This is a genomic window from Chryseobacterium gleum, assembly GCF_900636535.1.
Lineage (GTDB): Bacteria > Bacteroidota > Bacteroidia > Flavobacteriales > Weeksellaceae > Chryseobacterium > Chryseobacterium gleum.
In genome coordinates, this window is the sequence record NZ_LR134289.1 from 4,382,416 (window position 1) to 4,396,601 (window position 14,186).

Annotated in this window: 15 protein-coding genes and 15 tRNA genes; 28 read left to right on the plus strand and 2 right to left on the minus strand. The window is 36.6% G+C overall.

Annotated features, from left to right (window positions below; genetic code table 11):
- The 28 genes from EL165_RS26375 (at position 1) to EL165_RS20065 (ending at position 12,804) form a co-directional block, all read left to right on the plus strand.
- Positions 1-1,029 (plus strand): hypothetical protein, encoded by a 1,029-nt coding sequence (locus EL165_RS26375; protein WP_232529143.1) that lies wholly within the window; start codon positions 1-3, stop codon positions 1,027-1,029.
- A complete protein-coding gene (locus EL165_RS26380) occupies positions 1,026-1,634 on the plus strand; it encodes a hypothetical protein (RefSeq protein WP_232529144.1) in 609 nt (202 codons plus the stop codon). Before EL165_RS26375 ends, EL165_RS26380 begins: the two co-directional genes overlap by 4 nt.
- The gene (locus EL165_RS19950; RefSeq protein WP_002983462.1) at positions 1,624-3,318 is read left to right on the plus strand and encodes a hypothetical protein; all 1,695 of its coding nucleotides are present in this window, start codon (positions 1,624-1,626) and stop codon (positions 3,316-3,318) included. Before EL165_RS26380 ends, EL165_RS19950 begins: the two co-directional genes overlap by 11 nt.
- Complete coding sequence (locus EL165_RS19955; RefSeq protein ID WP_002983461.1) at positions 3,311-4,330, plus strand: soluble NSF attachment family protein; 1,020 nt, start codon at positions 3,311-3,313, stop codon at positions 4,328-4,330. Before EL165_RS19950 ends, EL165_RS19955 begins: the two co-directional genes overlap by 8 nt.
- A gap of 290 nt (positions 4,331-4,620) precedes the next feature.
- Positions 4,621-4,749 carry a hypothetical protein gene (locus EL165_RS19960; RefSeq protein ID WP_041462067.1) on the plus strand — a complete coding sequence of 43 codons (129 nt, stop codon included), beginning with the start codon at positions 4,621-4,623 and terminating at the stop codon, positions 4,747-4,749.
- 577 nt (positions 4,750-5,326) lie between these two features.
- Positions 5,327-5,394: transfer RNA gene (locus tag EL165_RS19965), tRNA-His, on the plus strand.
- An 8-nt stretch (positions 5,395-5,402) separates the two neighbouring features.
- Positions 5,403-5,476: transfer RNA gene (locus tag EL165_RS19970), tRNA-Arg, on the plus strand.
- A gap of 65 nt (positions 5,477-5,541) precedes the next feature.
- A tRNA-Lys gene (locus EL165_RS19975) sits at positions 5,542-5,615 on the plus strand.
- Between the two features lie 8 nt (positions 5,616-5,623).
- Positions 5,624-5,697 (plus strand) — tRNA-Arg (locus tag EL165_RS19980).
- A 65-nt stretch (positions 5,698-5,762) separates the two neighbouring features.
- A tRNA-Pro gene (locus EL165_RS19985) sits at positions 5,763-5,837 on the plus strand.
- Positions 5,838-5,840: 3 nt separating this feature from the next.
- A tRNA-Glu gene (locus EL165_RS19990) sits at positions 5,841-5,912 on the plus strand.
- A 5-nt stretch (positions 5,913-5,917) separates the two neighbouring features.
- Positions 5,918-5,991, plus strand: a tRNA-Ile gene (locus tag EL165_RS19995).
- 4 nt (positions 5,992-5,995) lie between these two features.
- Positions 5,996-6,067: transfer RNA gene (locus EL165_RS20000), tRNA-Asn, on the plus strand.
- A gap of 219 nt (positions 6,068-6,286) precedes the next feature.
- Positions 6,287-6,368: transfer RNA gene (locus tag EL165_RS25920), tRNA-Cys, on the plus strand.
- 207 nt (positions 6,369-6,575) lie between these two features.
- Positions 6,576-6,662: transfer RNA gene (locus EL165_RS20005), tRNA-Tyr, on the plus strand.
- A gap of 78 nt (positions 6,663-6,740) precedes the next feature.
- Positions 6,741-6,812: transfer RNA gene (locus EL165_RS20010), tRNA-Glu, on the plus strand.
- Between the two features lie 93 nt (positions 6,813-6,905).
- Positions 6,906-7,040 (plus strand): hypothetical protein, encoded by a 135-nt coding sequence (locus EL165_RS26510; RefSeq protein WP_283205417.1) that lies wholly within the window; start codon positions 6,906-6,908, stop codon positions 7,038-7,040.
- 295 nt (positions 7,041-7,335) lie between these two features.
- A tRNA-Leu gene (locus EL165_RS20015) sits at positions 7,336-7,411 on the plus strand.
- A gap of 83 nt (positions 7,412-7,494) precedes the next feature.
- A tRNA-Phe gene (locus tag EL165_RS20020) sits at positions 7,495-7,567 on the plus strand.
- 83 nt (positions 7,568-7,650) lie between these two features.
- Positions 7,651-7,721 (plus strand) — tRNA-Gln (locus tag EL165_RS20025).
- Positions 7,722-7,728: 7 nt separating this feature from the next.
- A tRNA-Trp gene (locus EL165_RS20030) sits at positions 7,729-7,799 on the plus strand.
- A gap of 98 nt (positions 7,800-7,897) precedes the next feature.
- Positions 7,898-8,383 (plus strand): ribonuclease H-like YkuK family protein, encoded by a 486-nt coding sequence (locus EL165_RS20035; RefSeq protein WP_002983458.1) that lies wholly within the window; start codon positions 7,898-7,900, stop codon positions 8,381-8,383.
- Positions 8,384-8,400: 17 nt separating this feature from the next.
- Positions 8,401-9,213 carry an ATP-grasp domain-containing protein gene (locus EL165_RS20040; protein WP_002983457.1) on the plus strand — a complete coding sequence of 271 codons (813 nt, stop codon included), beginning with the start codon at positions 8,401-8,403 and terminating at the stop codon, positions 9,211-9,213.
- A 21-nt stretch (positions 9,214-9,234) separates the two neighbouring features.
- Positions 9,235-10,011 carry an ATP-grasp domain-containing protein gene (locus tag EL165_RS20045; RefSeq protein ID WP_002983456.1) on the plus strand — a complete coding sequence of 259 codons (777 nt, stop codon included), beginning with the start codon at positions 9,235-9,237 and terminating at the stop codon, positions 10,009-10,011.
- A gap of 11 nt (positions 10,012-10,022) precedes the next feature.
- The gene (locus EL165_RS20050) at positions 10,023-10,400 is read left to right on the plus strand and encodes a cyclic-phosphate processing receiver domain-containing protein (protein ID WP_002983453.1); all 378 of its coding nucleotides are present in this window, start codon (positions 10,023-10,025) and stop codon (positions 10,398-10,400) included.
- Positions 10,397-11,413, plus strand: coding sequence for an RNA ligase, Rnl2 family (locus tag EL165_RS20055; protein WP_002983451.1), 1,017 nt, complete (start codon positions 10,397-10,399; stop codon positions 11,411-11,413). Before EL165_RS20050 ends, EL165_RS20055 begins: the two co-directional genes overlap by 4 nt.
- Positions 11,414-11,608: 195 nt before the next feature.
- Complete coding sequence (locus EL165_RS20060) at positions 11,609-12,169, plus strand: metallophosphoesterase family protein (protein ID WP_002983448.1); 561 nt, start codon at positions 11,609-11,611, stop codon at positions 12,167-12,169.
- An 83-nt stretch (positions 12,170-12,252) separates the two neighbouring features.
- The gene (locus EL165_RS20065; protein ID WP_002983446.1) at positions 12,253-12,804 is read left to right on the plus strand and encodes a 3'-5' exonuclease; all 552 of its coding nucleotides are present in this window, start codon (positions 12,253-12,255) and stop codon (positions 12,802-12,804) included.
- A 54-nt stretch (positions 12,805-12,858) separates the two neighbouring features.
- Here EL165_RS20065 and EL165_RS20070 read toward each other — a convergent pair whose 3' ends face one another.
- Entirely contained in the window at positions 12,859-13,761 is a 903-nt protein-coding gene (locus EL165_RS20070) for an alpha/beta fold hydrolase (RefSeq protein ID WP_002983444.1), read from the minus strand.
- Positions 13,745-14,182 carry a DUF1330 domain-containing protein gene (locus EL165_RS20075; RefSeq protein ID WP_041462065.1) on the minus strand — a complete coding sequence of 146 codons (438 nt, stop codon included), beginning with the start codon at positions 14,180-14,182 and terminating at the stop codon, positions 13,745-13,747. Before EL165_RS20075 ends, EL165_RS20070 begins: the two co-directional genes overlap by 17 nt.
- Positions 14,183-14,186: the final 4 nt, after the last annotated feature.

The following is a 14,186-nucleotide window of genomic DNA, read 5'->3' on the forward strand; positions in this document are numbered from 1 at the left end:
ATGCGTCATCTTTCTCCCGGAGAGCAGCCTATTGGAGGAATTTCTGATATGACCAATAAAGGAGATTTTCACAGGATGCTTCTTTCCGAATTTGCTAACGAAGATGATGTCTTCATGAACCGTGTAGCGAATAATGAAGCGCTTTATATTCAAAGGGAAATTCCACCGGAAGAAAATATTTTTGAAAGAATTATCCTGATAGATACTTCCCTCAGAAACTGGGGAACCCCAAAAGTATTGGCTTTTGCTTCTGCCATAGCCGTGATCAAACATCCGAAAGCCCATTCTGAATGTAAAGTTTTTACCTTAGGACAGACGGCTGTTCCTGTTTCACTTAATAAAGTGGAAGATGTGGTGGAAAGCCTTAATCAGGTAAGCTCATCTCTGGAAGTTTCAGCTGCGCTGGAAAAGTTTTTTAACGAAAATCATTCAGAAAAGGATATTGAAGTATTTTTCATTACCCATCAGGATAATATGGAGGATGAAAAAATGCAGCGGGTGATCCATCAAAACAGAGACAGACTGAAGTTTCTGGTGACCACAACCTCAGATGGTGAGATTAATTTTTACAAACACCACAAAGGAGCAAGAAAGCATATTCAGAAAATAAAACTTCCATTGCAGGAACTGTGGGCCAATCCGCCGCAACAAAAACAAAATGTTAACACTTCCAACGGAAAGAAAACAGACCTTCCGCAAAACTATCCGATTCTATTCCCGGCGCCCGTTAATAAGATCGCCGAGTTTCTGTATGAAGGAGAATTTTTCATTCTGAGCTCGAAAAAACAATTACTGAAGACTTACCTTTCTGATAACTATTACGACAGGCATTCTTACGATTATTACAAAACACATCATGGTTGTGAAGTATTATTTGATAAGATTTCCATAAAACCCAGAGGACAGTTTGCTCTGGCAAAAAACAGACAGCAGCACTTTATTCTGTGCCAGTATCAGTATGATAAGAGGTTGATATCAAAGCTTAATCTCAATACCGGAGAATATTCCGAACAGAACCTCACGGGATGAACATTCCTATGTTTTATAAACTGATTTATTTTGGACGAAGCTTTTATCTGCATCACCCGGATCATGCAACTCATTACAAAATCAATATCGATGGGAATATTTCTGTGGAGACTATCACTTCAAAAGAGAAAGAACTGGAAAAAAATACAGTAAAAGCAGAAGCCGAAGTTGCCAAACTAAAAGGAAGCGGATTGCGGATGATCAATAATTTCAATAAGATCGGAATCAACCAGTACAGAAATCTGGTTATTTCCGGTAATGAATTGTACAGTGCTTCTGAAAATACGCTGGGATTTTCCAAAAATAAATATGATTTTCAAGTTTTTGCCGAGCAGAACAAAAATAAATTTACATTTCCCGATGGAAGTGAAATGATTACAGATTCCCGTGGGATGCTGACCTTCCGAAGCAGTAACAAGAGTATTGAAGAATTTTTTATTCCCTCTACACTTGGCGGCTTCCTGTCGCTGGCTACCTATACGGAATTCGGAGGATCAGAATATTATCTTCCGGAGCATTCGCTGCTGAAGGTAAGAACAATGGATGATATGTGTGACAGGTTTTTGAAACCGTTTATAGAACAGATTCTGGATTATGGAGCTTAGAATAAAACCTTTCCCGAAAAATAACTATCCTAAAAAAGGACTTCTGATCAGAGGCTCTTCACCCGTGGTGTGGCTGCAGGAAATGGAAATATTGGGTATAGATTTAAATCTGGTAAGATCTTTCGCTATTCCGGCTAACAGTCCCAATGTGCTGTATGGCTGTTTTCTTATTTTCAATGATTATGCTCCACAGGAAATAGGAAGGAACGCTTATTTTCAATGTGTAGATGACAGACTTTTCATCCCTGAAAACACTACTTTTTATCCTGAGATCAATCAGGAAGACTGGGCACAGCTTGATTCACGTTTCCTGATTATGCACCCTGAATTCGGATTGGTAAAACTTTCGGAAGAAATCGACTGGATTTCAATAATTCAACACCCCGGAACGATTAATAAAAGTGTCAGAAGACCTTTGAACGGCGTTTCTATTCCCCAAAAAATAAAAAGCTACACGGTTGAAATGGATGACGAAAAAGTTATGGAAACTTTACAGCCCAAACAAACCGAAGAAGAGTGGATGAATAACCTGCCTTTTGACCTTAAAAAAGTAATGGCCGGGAATAAAAAAGAAATAGAAAAGTATTTACAGTATATTGAAAAATATCCTGAACGGGCAGTAGAATTAGGAATACCTCTTGACATTATGGGAACTTCCAGAGGAGATGGCTTCGGGAAATTTACCTGGCTGGAAGGATTGTTTGGAGGATCCAATGGAAAAAAGGAAAATGCGGGAACAAGAAATTTCCGCAGAGCCTTCTGGGCAGTCATTATTGCGGCCATTGTGCTGAGGATTGCTTTGCCTTCAGATAAAAAGAGCAATGAACAGCAAGAAACCGGCCCTTCCTCAGGAACAATTGTGAACAATGCAGTAAAAGCGCCTTCTGATATGATTGCTTTTCAGTCTGGAACTTCGGAAATTGATCTTAAGATTGATTCAATGTATCATCAGGAGCGAAAAGGATTATCCAAGGAACTTATCAATGCCGGTATTATAGAATCCAAAACAAAAAAAGACAAAGAAAACTATAAAAAAGCAGGTGGCAGAGATGTAGGTGAGATAGGAAAAGATATTGAAAGGCTTGTTAACAAAGAAAAGCAGAGCAGGGATTCTCTAAAAACCATTTATACTAAAAAAATTACAAAACATCTTGAACAGAAAACGGAAAAACTGAAACATAAAATCTCAGATTCACTGAAGCAATATACTAAAGGTAAACCGGTAAATGGTGATGTTGTAAAATATCTTCTGAAAAAGAAGAAGGCTTTGATGGCAGATTCTCTTGGAAAACTCTATGGAACTCTGGATATTGTGGATCCTTCCTCCGCCTCAATTGACAAATCGAAAGTAAAAGGTATAGGAACAGAGGGAACTCCTATGGAGGAAAAAGCTCCCGTTTCAGATATTTTGTATATGATAATCCTGATGATTGCCGGAGTAGGACTCTATTCATTCCTGTTTAAAAATAAATCCCTCAATGTTGGTGGAGATAATGTACCTGTCTGGGTGAAATTTATTCTCATTACAATTCTTGTAGCAATGCTGGTATACCTATTTTATCCATTGGTAGAAATGTTTGGATACAACTGGTTTGTTTGGGTGTTGGTAATCGGAGTGATGCTGATCCTTTACCACCTCTTCAGGGAAGATAAGACTATTTTAAAATCTGATGACGATGAATAAACAGAAATTTATTGACAAATTCATGGCAGCATTCGTACTGCTGGCGATGTTTAAGGTTATCGGGATTGTTGCACAGCTGTTCCATGAAAGTTTCTGGAGTGTGGTGGGAACATTAGGTATTTTCTTAATTGTAGCCTTTATCATTCTTCTTGTCATTACCTCTTTAAAAGATAAAGAACAAAATAAGAGAAATGCAGCAGGAAGAAAAGGAAGTGGAGGCAGCTTTTATCTCGAAAACTCACTTTTTGACAGAATCCGAAGCAAATACGAAGAACTTGCCGAGAAATACATCGCTGAAAATGATTATAAAAAAGCAGCAAAGGTGTATATGAATCTTCTGCAGGATAATTACAGAGGGGCAAAAACATTGGAAAACGGAGGATTTTACAACGAAGCAGCCGTAGTATATCTTAAAAAACTGCATAATAAATCCGATGCTGCACATTGTTATGAAAAGGCAAAACAGTACAAAAAGGCAATTGATCTTTACAAAGAAATGGAGCAGAAAGAAAAAGTAGGAGATCTTTATAAAGAAATCAACGATCTTAAAAATGCCCATTATTATTATCAGATCGTAGCAGATGACTATACAGGAAATAATCAAATGGTGAAAGCTTCTTTGGTATACCGCAACAAAATGGAAAAACCTGAGGAGGCACAGAAAGTACTGCTAAAAGGATGGGAAGAGGACAAAGATGCATTCAACTGTCTGAATAACTATTTTGCCAATATTGTTGATATTAAAAGACTGGAATCAGAAATACAGGATCTGTATGAAAAGACTCCGGCTCACAAAAAGATTACGTATCTGGATGCTATGAAATATGAATTCAAAAAAGATCCGAAGCTCCATATGGTCACAAGGAATATAGCTTATGAAATCATATCCGAAAAGGTAGCGACCCGCTCTGAAATTGTCAATGAACTGAAATATTTCAATCCGGACGATCAGGTAATCCTGAAAGATATTTCAAGATTCAAAACCGGAAGAAATAAAATGTTCAGGAATTAAATATTCAAAGATTGAAGAATTTAAATATTTAAAAACCCTGCTGCTTCATCAAATCAATTTTAATTGATTCACCTTAGCACCCTTAAATAATCATCTGCGAAAATAAAAGCTTTGCGTTAAGAGATATTGTAATTATATATACGATTAAATTTTATCGCAGATAAAATCCTTGCTCCTTAAAACACCATTTTTTGATATTATTTTGCGCCTTTAAGTATATAAAAACCTCCCGGTAATGGTGAATATTATAAAATAATATCAAAAAAGATTTATCTTTGCGCCAGAAAATTATGACAATACAAAGAGCACATATCAATGCAGAACTATGCGAAAGTCCTTCTAGCAAAGGGTTATTCGGGTATGATGAGGTGATATGGAATGAGGCGAAATGTGCTGACTTTGGAAATTATTTACTGTAAACTTGTAAAAAATTAATCAAAATACGACAGAAACGCCTCGATTTTTCGAGGCGTTTTTTGTTTTTTAGGTCAGAAATTATTTAGAATGAAAAAAAATAACCATAAACATGAAAATTTTTTAATCAACAATGAAACTTTAATACGATAAAATAGAGTGATAAGCAACCCGGTGAGAGACAGTCATTTAGGTAATTAATAGATCTGCAAAAACATTGCGGACAGAAATTCTCTATTCTGAAAATTAGATATAATTGACTGATTGTCAATAACTTAATTTGAAAATTTATTTGCGGATTTCAAAAATTCATATTTACTTTGCAACCGAAAATTGAAAGCAACAGGTTTTCAGGATTCAGTTAAAAATAATTTAGAAACAAACAAAAAATAAAATGAAACAATTACACAACATATTCAATCAATATTCAAGACTATTCGGACAGGAGCCGACAGGTGTTGCATGTATTCTTGAAAGTGGAATTGTGGATAAAAGGTGCTTATATACGTGGGTCAGCTAATGATCTCTTACGTTTAAATAGATGAAGCGCCTCCCGAAAAGAGGCGCTTTTTTTATGGTTTCTTTAGCTTATTTGGTAAAGCGCCGGTCTGTGGAACCGGAGAACAGGGTTCGATCCCCGGAGATACCCAAAATAGATAATCTCATGGCTCAATTGGATAGAGCGTCGGTTTACGACACCGAAGGTTGAGGGTTCGAGTCCTTCTGAGATTACAAAAAAATGAATAGTGATTGACAAGCGAAACGAATTGATTATTGACTATTCACCACTTTAAAACAATCTCATAGCTCAAATGGTTAGAGCACCGGTCTTTTAAACCGGGGGTTGAAAGTTCAAATCTTTCTGGGATTACAAAAAATGGTTCCGTAGCTCAACCGGATAGAGCATGGGTTTTCTAAACCCAGGGTTAGAGGTTCGAATCCTCTCGGAATCACAAAGGTTCATGGAAATTTCCCATCCGGCTGTCTCCCGGAAAAGAAACAGAAGTGGACCCCAAAGCTGGAAAGATAACGGTGGTTGTTTACCCGTCTTGGACGCGGGAGGTCGCAAGTTCGAATCTTGCTTTCCAGACCAATTGTTCCATTAGCATAATGGTGAGTGCATTCGGCTTTCTACCGAACGACAAGGGTTCGATTCCCTTATGGAATACTAATGATTTCGTAGCTCAAGTGGTTAGAGTGTCGGTCTGATACGCCGAAGGTTGAAGGTTCGAGTCCTTCCGGAATTACAATGATTTTGTAGCTCAATGGCAGAGCACCGGTCTGTTAAACCGGAAGTTGAAAGTTCGAGTCTTTCCGGAATCGCAGGTAACTAATTGTTAATTGTTTCAGGAGAAAAAGTAAAAGTTTGTCGAGAGCAGAAGATCTTTACGCCAAACACGAAAAATACAGACAGGCTTTTCTTCTCTCCGGATTAATTAAAAATTAAAAAATATCATTTATAAATTTTAGGTAAAAATAGAGTTTGTTGAGCGCAGAAGTTCTTATATCAAAAAATTTTAGACAGACTTTATTTTTTAATCTGATGGTTCGCCGAAGTGGAAGAGTCGGGGCGGTCTGCAAAACCGTTGTGTCAACTGAGTGGGTTTGAATCCCATAGCCATCTCAAAGTAAAAACTATAGGAAATATAAGCATCTTTTATCAATGATCTTTTATCATCTATAGCAAAGAATATCCTTTATTAATAAAAGAAAAAGGCTGTCGAGCGCAGAAGATCTTTAACCAAACATTCAATATAAAGACAGACCTTTTTCTTTTTAACAGTAAAATGAGGAATTACTTATGAATATGATTAATTGCTCATAAAAATCCGGAAGTACGCCGAAGTTGGAGAGTCGGGGCAGACTGTAAATCTGTTGCTTCATTGCTGAGTAGGTTCGAATCCTACTACTTCCACCAACCACTGATAATGTAATGGCAGCATGCAGGAACTGTACTCTTGTTGTCCGGGTTCGATTCCCGGTTAGTGGTTTTAACGCTCTATTCGTCTAACGGTGAGGACGCCTGCCTTTCGAGCAGAAAACAAGGGTTCGATTCCCTTATAGAGTACTGGATGTGAATAGCTGGTCAATATTGAATGAATATAATACCATGAAAGTTCAGATTTTTAAAAAAATTGGCCAGTTACCATTCACACAAAAAATGAAAAAAAGAAAAAGGACTGTCAGGAGCAGAAGATCTTTAGTCAATAAAAACAGACAGCCTTTTACTTTTTTAAATACAACATTAGGAAATGAGAAAGGTCTGTCCGGCGCAGAAGATCTTTACAAACACTAACAGGCATAGTTTATTAACAGACAGAGCTTTCTCAAACCTAGCATGACATAAGTAATGAGCAATGAGCAATAAGTAATAACCATAGATTTTCATATTACTCATTACCGATTACTCATTACTAATAAGTTACGCCTCTCTATTCCAATAGGCAGAGAAAACGGCTTTAAACCCCGTAAAGTCCCAGTTCGAATCTGGGGAGAGGTACAGAATATGAGAAATAAGTAATGAGCGATGAGTAATAATGAAAATAAAAAATATTACTCATTACCAATTACTCATTACTTATAAAAAACCTGCGGGAATGGTGGAATGGCAGACACTCTTGATTTAGGATCAAGCTTTTGGGGGTTCGAATCCCTCTTTCCGTACCAAAAATATGAATGATAAGAAATCAATGATAAATGATTACTGAGCAATTCATCAATTATCAACCATCATTGATCAATTATAAGATGGAAGAGTGGTGTAGAAGGTCTGCACGTTAGTCTGAAAAACTAAAGGTACAGGTTCAATTCCTGTCTGTTCCACAAATATGAATGATAATTGATTAATGATCAGTGATTGCTGAGCACTTCATCAATTATCATTCAACATTTATCAATTATAAAATTGATTCATAGTGTAATGGCAGCACACAAGATTTTGATTCTTGGAGTTTAGGTTCGAGTCCTAATGAATCAACAATTTTACTCTGATGGTGTAATGGCAGCATCTCAGTCTCCAAAACTGATGGTATCGGTTCGAGTCCGGTTCGGAGTGCAAAAAATAGGAAGTAGAAACTAGAGTTAAAAAATAGGACTGCTAGTAATCATTTATCAATTATCAACAATCATTTATGAATTAAAAATGTAGAAAAAATGGAAACGCAACAGCAAACATGGCAGAATATGAGTGGAAAAATTTTCCAGCACTCTATCACACAGTTGGTAGAAGAAGCCATCATTCGCGAACAGGCCAACGGACACCGTCTGAAAGTATGTGTGGGATCAGACTCTCATGTATATGGGGATGCCATCAGTTATGCTACGGCAGTAGTGTTTATTCGTGAGGGAAAAGGAGCGTTTACCTTTATAAGAAAAGAAAGAGAAATACAGAGTATCAGTATCAAGGAGCGAATGCTGAATGAAGTCAACAAATCCGTTGAAATTGCATACGCAATCTGCTCTGTTCTGGATGCTTATGGTGTGGAAATGGAGGTACACGCAGACATTAATACCGACCCGGATTTTAAATCCAATGTAGCATTAAAGGATGCCATGGGATATATTCTGGGAATGGGGTATGTGTTTAAGGCAAAGCCTTACGCTTTTGCAAGTTCTAACTGTGCTGATATGATGGTGTAACCTTTTTAATCAAGAAAATGAAAACAATTTTAATTATCAATGGAGAAAATTACTGGAAGGAATACTTTGCTGGATTTGATGTGATTCAGAAGAGAGTTCAGACATCCGAATTTATCATAAAAGATTCTTCATTATATGTAACAGATACAGATGGAGTTTGCAAGCCGGATATTATCTTCTGGAGATTGGGAGCGATTAATCCCGACCCCAAATACAGAAATATTTTAGAATTGATTAACTATTCTGGAGTGCCTTGTGTTAATTCAGCTTCCACATTATTGATGGGATATGAAAGGTTGACAATGCTGAACACCCTTAAAAAATTAGGTTTACCAGTTATCAAATTTAATGTTGCGACAAGTACTCATCATTTGAAGAACCTAGAAATGAAATTTCCTTTCGTCGCTAAAGTAGGAAACCACCATGGAGGATATGGGAAAAGTCTGGTTTCAACTGAAGAGCAGTGGGAGGAACTGAAAGATCTATTATTCATTCACCAGGATTATGTGACCATCGAAAAATTCATTGATTATACATATGATATTCGATATCTGGCCATAAATGATAAAGTTTGGGCCATGAAAAGAAGAGGAAAATATTGGAAAGCCAATTCTTTAACTCAGGAATACCAACTTCTAAATCCGGAAGATGAATGGATTGAAAAAGTACAACTTTTACAGAAACATGTCAAAGCTGATATAGTTGCCATTGATGTATTGGAAACAAAGAATGGAGAAAAAGTAATTTTAGAATATAATGATATTCCAGGTCTATCGGGGTTTCCCGAAGACGCAAAGTTGGAGTTATCAATGACAGTAAAAAGTAAATAAAGAATCTTAAAATCAAAGAATATGTATTTTTTAATTCAGGCTAATGTCTATTTAGATCCGGATCACTATAAAATCTTTGATGCATTGGAAGAATTGAATATAGATTATGACGTAATTAACATTCCTCCAGCCGCAGAGAAAATAGATTTCAAAACAGATAGAAAAGATGTTTTTGTATACGGTTCGGTGACAATTGCAAGATTAGCGAAACAAAATACAGACTGGTTTCCGGGTTCTTTTTACGGAGGAAATCATCTGTATGAAGTATATTCAAAATATTATGGTGAAAACCTCCTTAACTACAATGTTTCTGTTCATACAATTTCCGGACAGTTGAATTGGGAAAAAGATGAAATAAAATTCATTAAACCATATAATGAAGCAAAAATTTTTACAGGAAAAGTTTTCACGGAAACAGAATGGAAAGATTTTGTATTTGAAGCTTTGGAATCTCAAAATAATAGAATTAATGAAGATTCGTTGATACAGGTTTCTAAAGCAAAACGAACAATAAAAGAAGCAAGACTTTGGATAGTTGGAGGGCAGATTATCGATGGAGGCTATTATAAATTTAATGATAATGCTCCTTTTGAAGAAAAAGTTTCAGAAGATGGATTAAGCTTCGCTCATGAAATGATTAAGCTTTTTAATCTTGAAGAAGCTTTTGTAATGGATATCTGTTTAACGGAAGAAGGCTGGAAAATAGTGGAAATAAATTGCATGAACAGTTCTGGATTTTATCCGAACACGAATGTGAAAAGTGTGATTAAAGCACTAAACATTTATTTTTCAAATTAAAAAAATAAATCATGGAAAAAACAAAAAGATTATTATTTCTGGATGATATAAGGTATCCGATCGAGGCTTATCATTATACGAAACAGGATATTTTCCTCAGAAGTGACTGGCACATTGTTCGGAATTACGAGCAGTTTGTCAACAGGATTTTGGAAAAAGGACTTCCGGTGATGATCTCTTTTGACCATGATCTGGCTGATGAACATTATCTGAAACAGGATTCTCAGGAATTTGTTGAAAAAACAGGATACGACTGTGCCAAATGGCTGGTAGAATATTGTATGGATTATTATCTGGACCTTCCAGAATTTTACTGTCATTCCATGAATCCGGTAGGTAAGAAAAATATTCTTTCCCTTTTAAAAACTTTAAAAACTAAAACAAAATGATTTTCAAAACATATAATTCTATAGAAAATGTTTACCAGGCCCGCGTGATCGAACAGATCAGGATGCAGGGTTTTGGGGATGAGGTTTTCATAGTACAGGAAAAAGTTCACGGCGCTAATTTCTCTTTCTTTACCGACGGAAAGAAAATTAAAATCGCGAAGAGAACTGCTTTCATCGAAAAAGATGAGAAATTTTTCAATGCCCATCAGATGTTGGAACGCTACAGAAAAAATGTAATGGCAGTATTTCAAAAAGTGAGAACCATCCACCCGGATGTAGAAACTGTCGTAATCTACGGTGAATTGTTCGGTGGTGGCTACAAACATAAAGAGGTAGAACCTGTAAAAGATGCAGTGAAAGTGCAGAATGGCATTGAGTATGCCCCTTACAACGAATTTTACGCTTTCGATGTCAAGTTGAATGGAATTACCTATATGGATACAGAAGTTGTCAATCAGATTTTTGAAGAAACAGGATTTTTCTATGCTAAAACCTTGTTTCAAGGGACTCTGGAAGAAGCTTTGAAATTTCCCAATGCTTTTAATTCATACATTCCAGCCTGGCTTGGACTACCTGATTTAGAAGACAATATGTGTGAAGGTACCATCGTGAAAACTTTGAAAACCAGATATTTTGGAAACGGCGCAAGAGTCATTCTGAAAAATAAGAATGAAAAATGGATCGAAAAATCCAAAATGGTTAAAAAACAGGCGAAAGCTATTCATAAGCAGGTTCATTTCAGTGAAAAGGCGCAGGAAATATGGGAAGAAATTCAAAAATATGCGACTGTCAACAGATTAAATAATGTGGTCAGCAAAATCGGTGAATTCGAACCTAAAATAATAGGTAAGGTAATTGGCCTTTTTGCTCAGGATATTTTGGAAGACTTCGAGAAAGACTTTCCGGTGGCTTTCACCAGCATTGAAAAAGAGGAACAGAAAAGGATCAACAAAAAGTTGAATTCTTTTGTGATTGATTTTATAAAAGAAGAGTTGTTGACTCTTAAAGTGTAGTTTCGGTAATTCATTTTACCGGAACTTTTTTATGTATAAACGTAACTATCAAAGTCAGAAGAACGAAAACACTTCATTGTAGTTAAGAGAAATAGAACTACTGAAAGTGTGACAATTCCTATCCTTTGGAGGGGTGGCGAAATTCAAAGAATTTTTTGACGGGGTGGTTTTAAAAAGAAAAAAACAATTAAAAAAATGAAACCCAATATATTTTTTACAGCAGACCATCATTTTGGTCATGAGAATATTATAAAATTTTCAGAGAGACCTTTTGAATCATTGGACCATATGAATGAAGAACTCATAAAAAGGTGGAACGAGAAAGTTGAACCCGGTGATACGGTCTACCATTTAGGAGATATGAGTTTAGGAAAACCGGATTTTACAAAAGAAGTTTTAGATCAGTTACATGGCAATATCCATTTGATTAAAGGCAATCATGAAGGAGCCGCTTTAACGTATCCCAAACGATTTACTTCTATCAGAGATTACCATGAACTGAAAATTGATGAACCGGATAACAGTAATGGAAAGCAGAAAATTATTCTTTTCCACTACGCGATGCGCACCTGGAATGACTCACACCGCGGAGTATGGCAATTATACGGCCATTCACACGGAACATTACCGGATGATGAGAAAGCTCTGAGTTTTGATGTTGGGGTAGACTGTCACAATTTTTATCCGGTTTCCTACGAGGAAGTCAAAGAATTGATGAAAAAGAAAAAATGGGTGGCTCCATTTGCTTCGAGGTGATTGGAAATTAAACTAAATCCGGAAGCAGATGACACGGTAGAAGACTTCCATCTTCCACCTTTTAACAATTAAATTATAAACAAGTGAAAACAACAGAAAATATATTAATCGTAGACCTTGAAGCAACGTGTTGGGAAAACCGTCCGCCAAGAGGTCAGGAAAGTGAGATCATCGAAATCGGTGTGTGTATCATGAATGCAAAAACCGGAAAGATCTCCAAAAGTGAAGGAATTTTAATAAAACCACAGCATTCAAAAGTAAGCCCGTTCTGTACCGAGCTGACCACCATTACCCAAAGTATGCTGGATCATGAAGGAATTATGCTGGATGATGCCTTCGATATCCTGAGAGCAGAATATGATTCGGAAGAACTTACATGGGCCAGCTACGGAAATTATGATCTGAATATGCTTCAAAACCAGGCAAGAAGATTCTACACAGATTATCCGATGAGTGATGACCACATCAATGTGAAGACACTATTCGGTGAAATTCACCCTACTATCAGAAAAAGTGTAGGAATGCAAAGGGCTTTGGGAGAATTGGGCTTTACATTGGAAGGTACACACCACAGAGGAGTAGATGATGCAAGGAATATTGCAAAAATTCTGCATTGGTGCCTGAAGAATTATTAATCCTGAATAGAATAGATTTGCAAATGAGACTGTCCCAAATAATGAGGCAGTCTTTTATTTTGTTAAACCATATATTTTAGTACTGATAGAATCATAAAGTTCCACCGGAATAGAATGTCCCATTCCTTCAATTACTATTAATTCAGAACCAGAAATAGAATCCGCAATATCTTTTCCGCAATCAGAGTGAAAGATCAGATCATCTGTTCCATGAATAATCATGGTTGGAGCAGTTATCTTTTTCAATAAGTCAGAATTATATTGAAAAGAGCCCATCGCCAAAAGTTGCCGTATGATGCCGTTTTTTGTGCTGGAACGGATAAGCTCTTCTTCAAGCAAAGCTTTTTCCTGATCCGGATCAAACAGATCTCCTTGTCCCGATATTTTTTCTGCAAAATGTATTTTTGCTCTTAAATATCCTTCCCTGTCAACATTTGGATCAGCAGCAGGCTGAGTCATCATCGCCATAATTTCAGGGTCCGGCTTAGGAAGAGAAGGGTTTAAAGAGGTTGACATGATGATGGTTAATGACAAAACTCTTTCGGGATAATTTGAACCTAAAAGCTGTGCAATAATTCCACCCATTGAACGGCCTGCAATATGAGCTTTTTCAATCTTTAAATAATCAAGCAGCCCGATCACATCATTAGCCATATCCATTAATGAATAAGGAATACCTTCTTTACTGAGAGCAGCAAAAACCTCTTCAATGCTTTTATCTGCAGGAATTTCCCGCTTTGCATTATAGACAGAACATCCCGAATCCCTGTTATCAAAACGAATCACCCTGAATCCTTTTTCAACCAGAAGATTACAGAAAGCAATATCCCAACGAATCATCTGACTTCCTAATCCGGAAATCAGGATTATATTTTCTGTATTTTTCTCACCAAAGATCTCATAACAAAGATCTGCTTCACCAATTCTGACTATCTCCATTTTAATATCTTTTTCCATTCAACAGTATTTCTTCCAGCGGTAAAAGCCTCGAATCTTCAATAGCGGCCATTCTGTGTCCTATAATTTTCATATACGCTTCATTCTGTTCAAAACTGAAAAAATCATTTACACTTTTCTGTCTGATCAGCATGCAAAGATCCCAATACTCATTTTCAGGACCTATCAGAAACATATCTCCTTTCCCAATGAACAAAATTTCGCCACCACTTTCCTTTAAAAATGGCTCGGTTTCCCTGATATAAGTAAAATAAGCATCCCATCCACTGATCTTTTCATCAGGCTTCAGGTCCGGATGTGCTGAATAATCTGCTTCTTTCTTCAGTTTAATCAGATTCAGATTAATGACTGCTCCTTGTATATTTTTCATGAACAGATGCTTTCCGGCTTCAAAAGTTGGTGACAAGTATTTTTCTGACATCTTT

Coding starts and splice junctions, on each gene's coding strand:
- EL165_RS20050 (WP_002983453.1), top strand. CDS start 10,023: ATGGAAAAAACAAAAAGATTATTATTTCTGGATGATATAAGGTATCCG.
- EL165_RS20045 (WP_002983456.1), top strand. CDS start 9,235: ATGTATTTTTTAATTCAGGCTAATGTCTATTTAGATCCGGATCACTAT.
- EL165_RS20075 (WP_041462065.1), bottom strand. CDS start 14,182: ATGTCAGAAAAATACTTGTCACCAACTTTTGAAGCCGGAAAGCATCTG.
- EL165_RS26375 (WP_232529143.1), top strand. CDS start 1: ATGCGTCATCTTTCTCCCGGAGAGCAGCCTATTGGAGGAATTTCTGAT.
- EL165_RS19950 (WP_002983462.1), top strand. CDS start 1,624: ATGGAGCTTAGAATAAAACCTTTCCCGAAAAATAACTATCCTAAAAAA.
- EL165_RS19955 (WP_002983461.1), top strand. CDS start 3,311: ATGAATAAACAGAAATTTATTGACAAATTCATGGCAGCATTCGTACTG.
- EL165_RS20040 (WP_002983457.1), top strand. CDS start 8,401: ATGAAAACAATTTTAATTATCAATGGAGAAAATTACTGGAAGGAATAC.
- EL165_RS19960 (WP_041462067.1), top strand. CDS start 4,621: ATGACAATACAAAGAGCACATATCAATGCAGAACTATGCGAAAGTCCT.
- EL165_RS20035 (WP_002983458.1), top strand. CDS start 7,898: ATGGAAACGCAACAGCAAACATGGCAGAATATGAGTGGAAAAATTTTC.
- EL165_RS20070 (WP_002983444.1), bottom strand. CDS start 13,761: ATGGAAAAAGATATTAAAATGGAGATAGTCAGAATTGGTGAAGCAGAT.
- EL165_RS26510 (WP_283205417.1), top strand. CDS start 6,906: ATGAAAAAAAGAAAAAGGACTGTCAGGAGCAGAAGATCTTTAGTCAAT.
- EL165_RS26380 (WP_232529144.1), top strand. CDS start 1,026: ATGAACATTCCTATGTTTTATAAACTGATTTATTTTGGACGAAGCTTT.
- EL165_RS20055 (WP_002983451.1), top strand. CDS start 10,397: ATGATTTTCAAAACATATAATTCTATAGAAAATGTTTACCAGGCCCGC.
- EL165_RS20060 (WP_002983448.1), top strand. CDS start 11,609: ATGAAACCCAATATATTTTTTACAGCAGACCATCATTTTGGTCATGAG.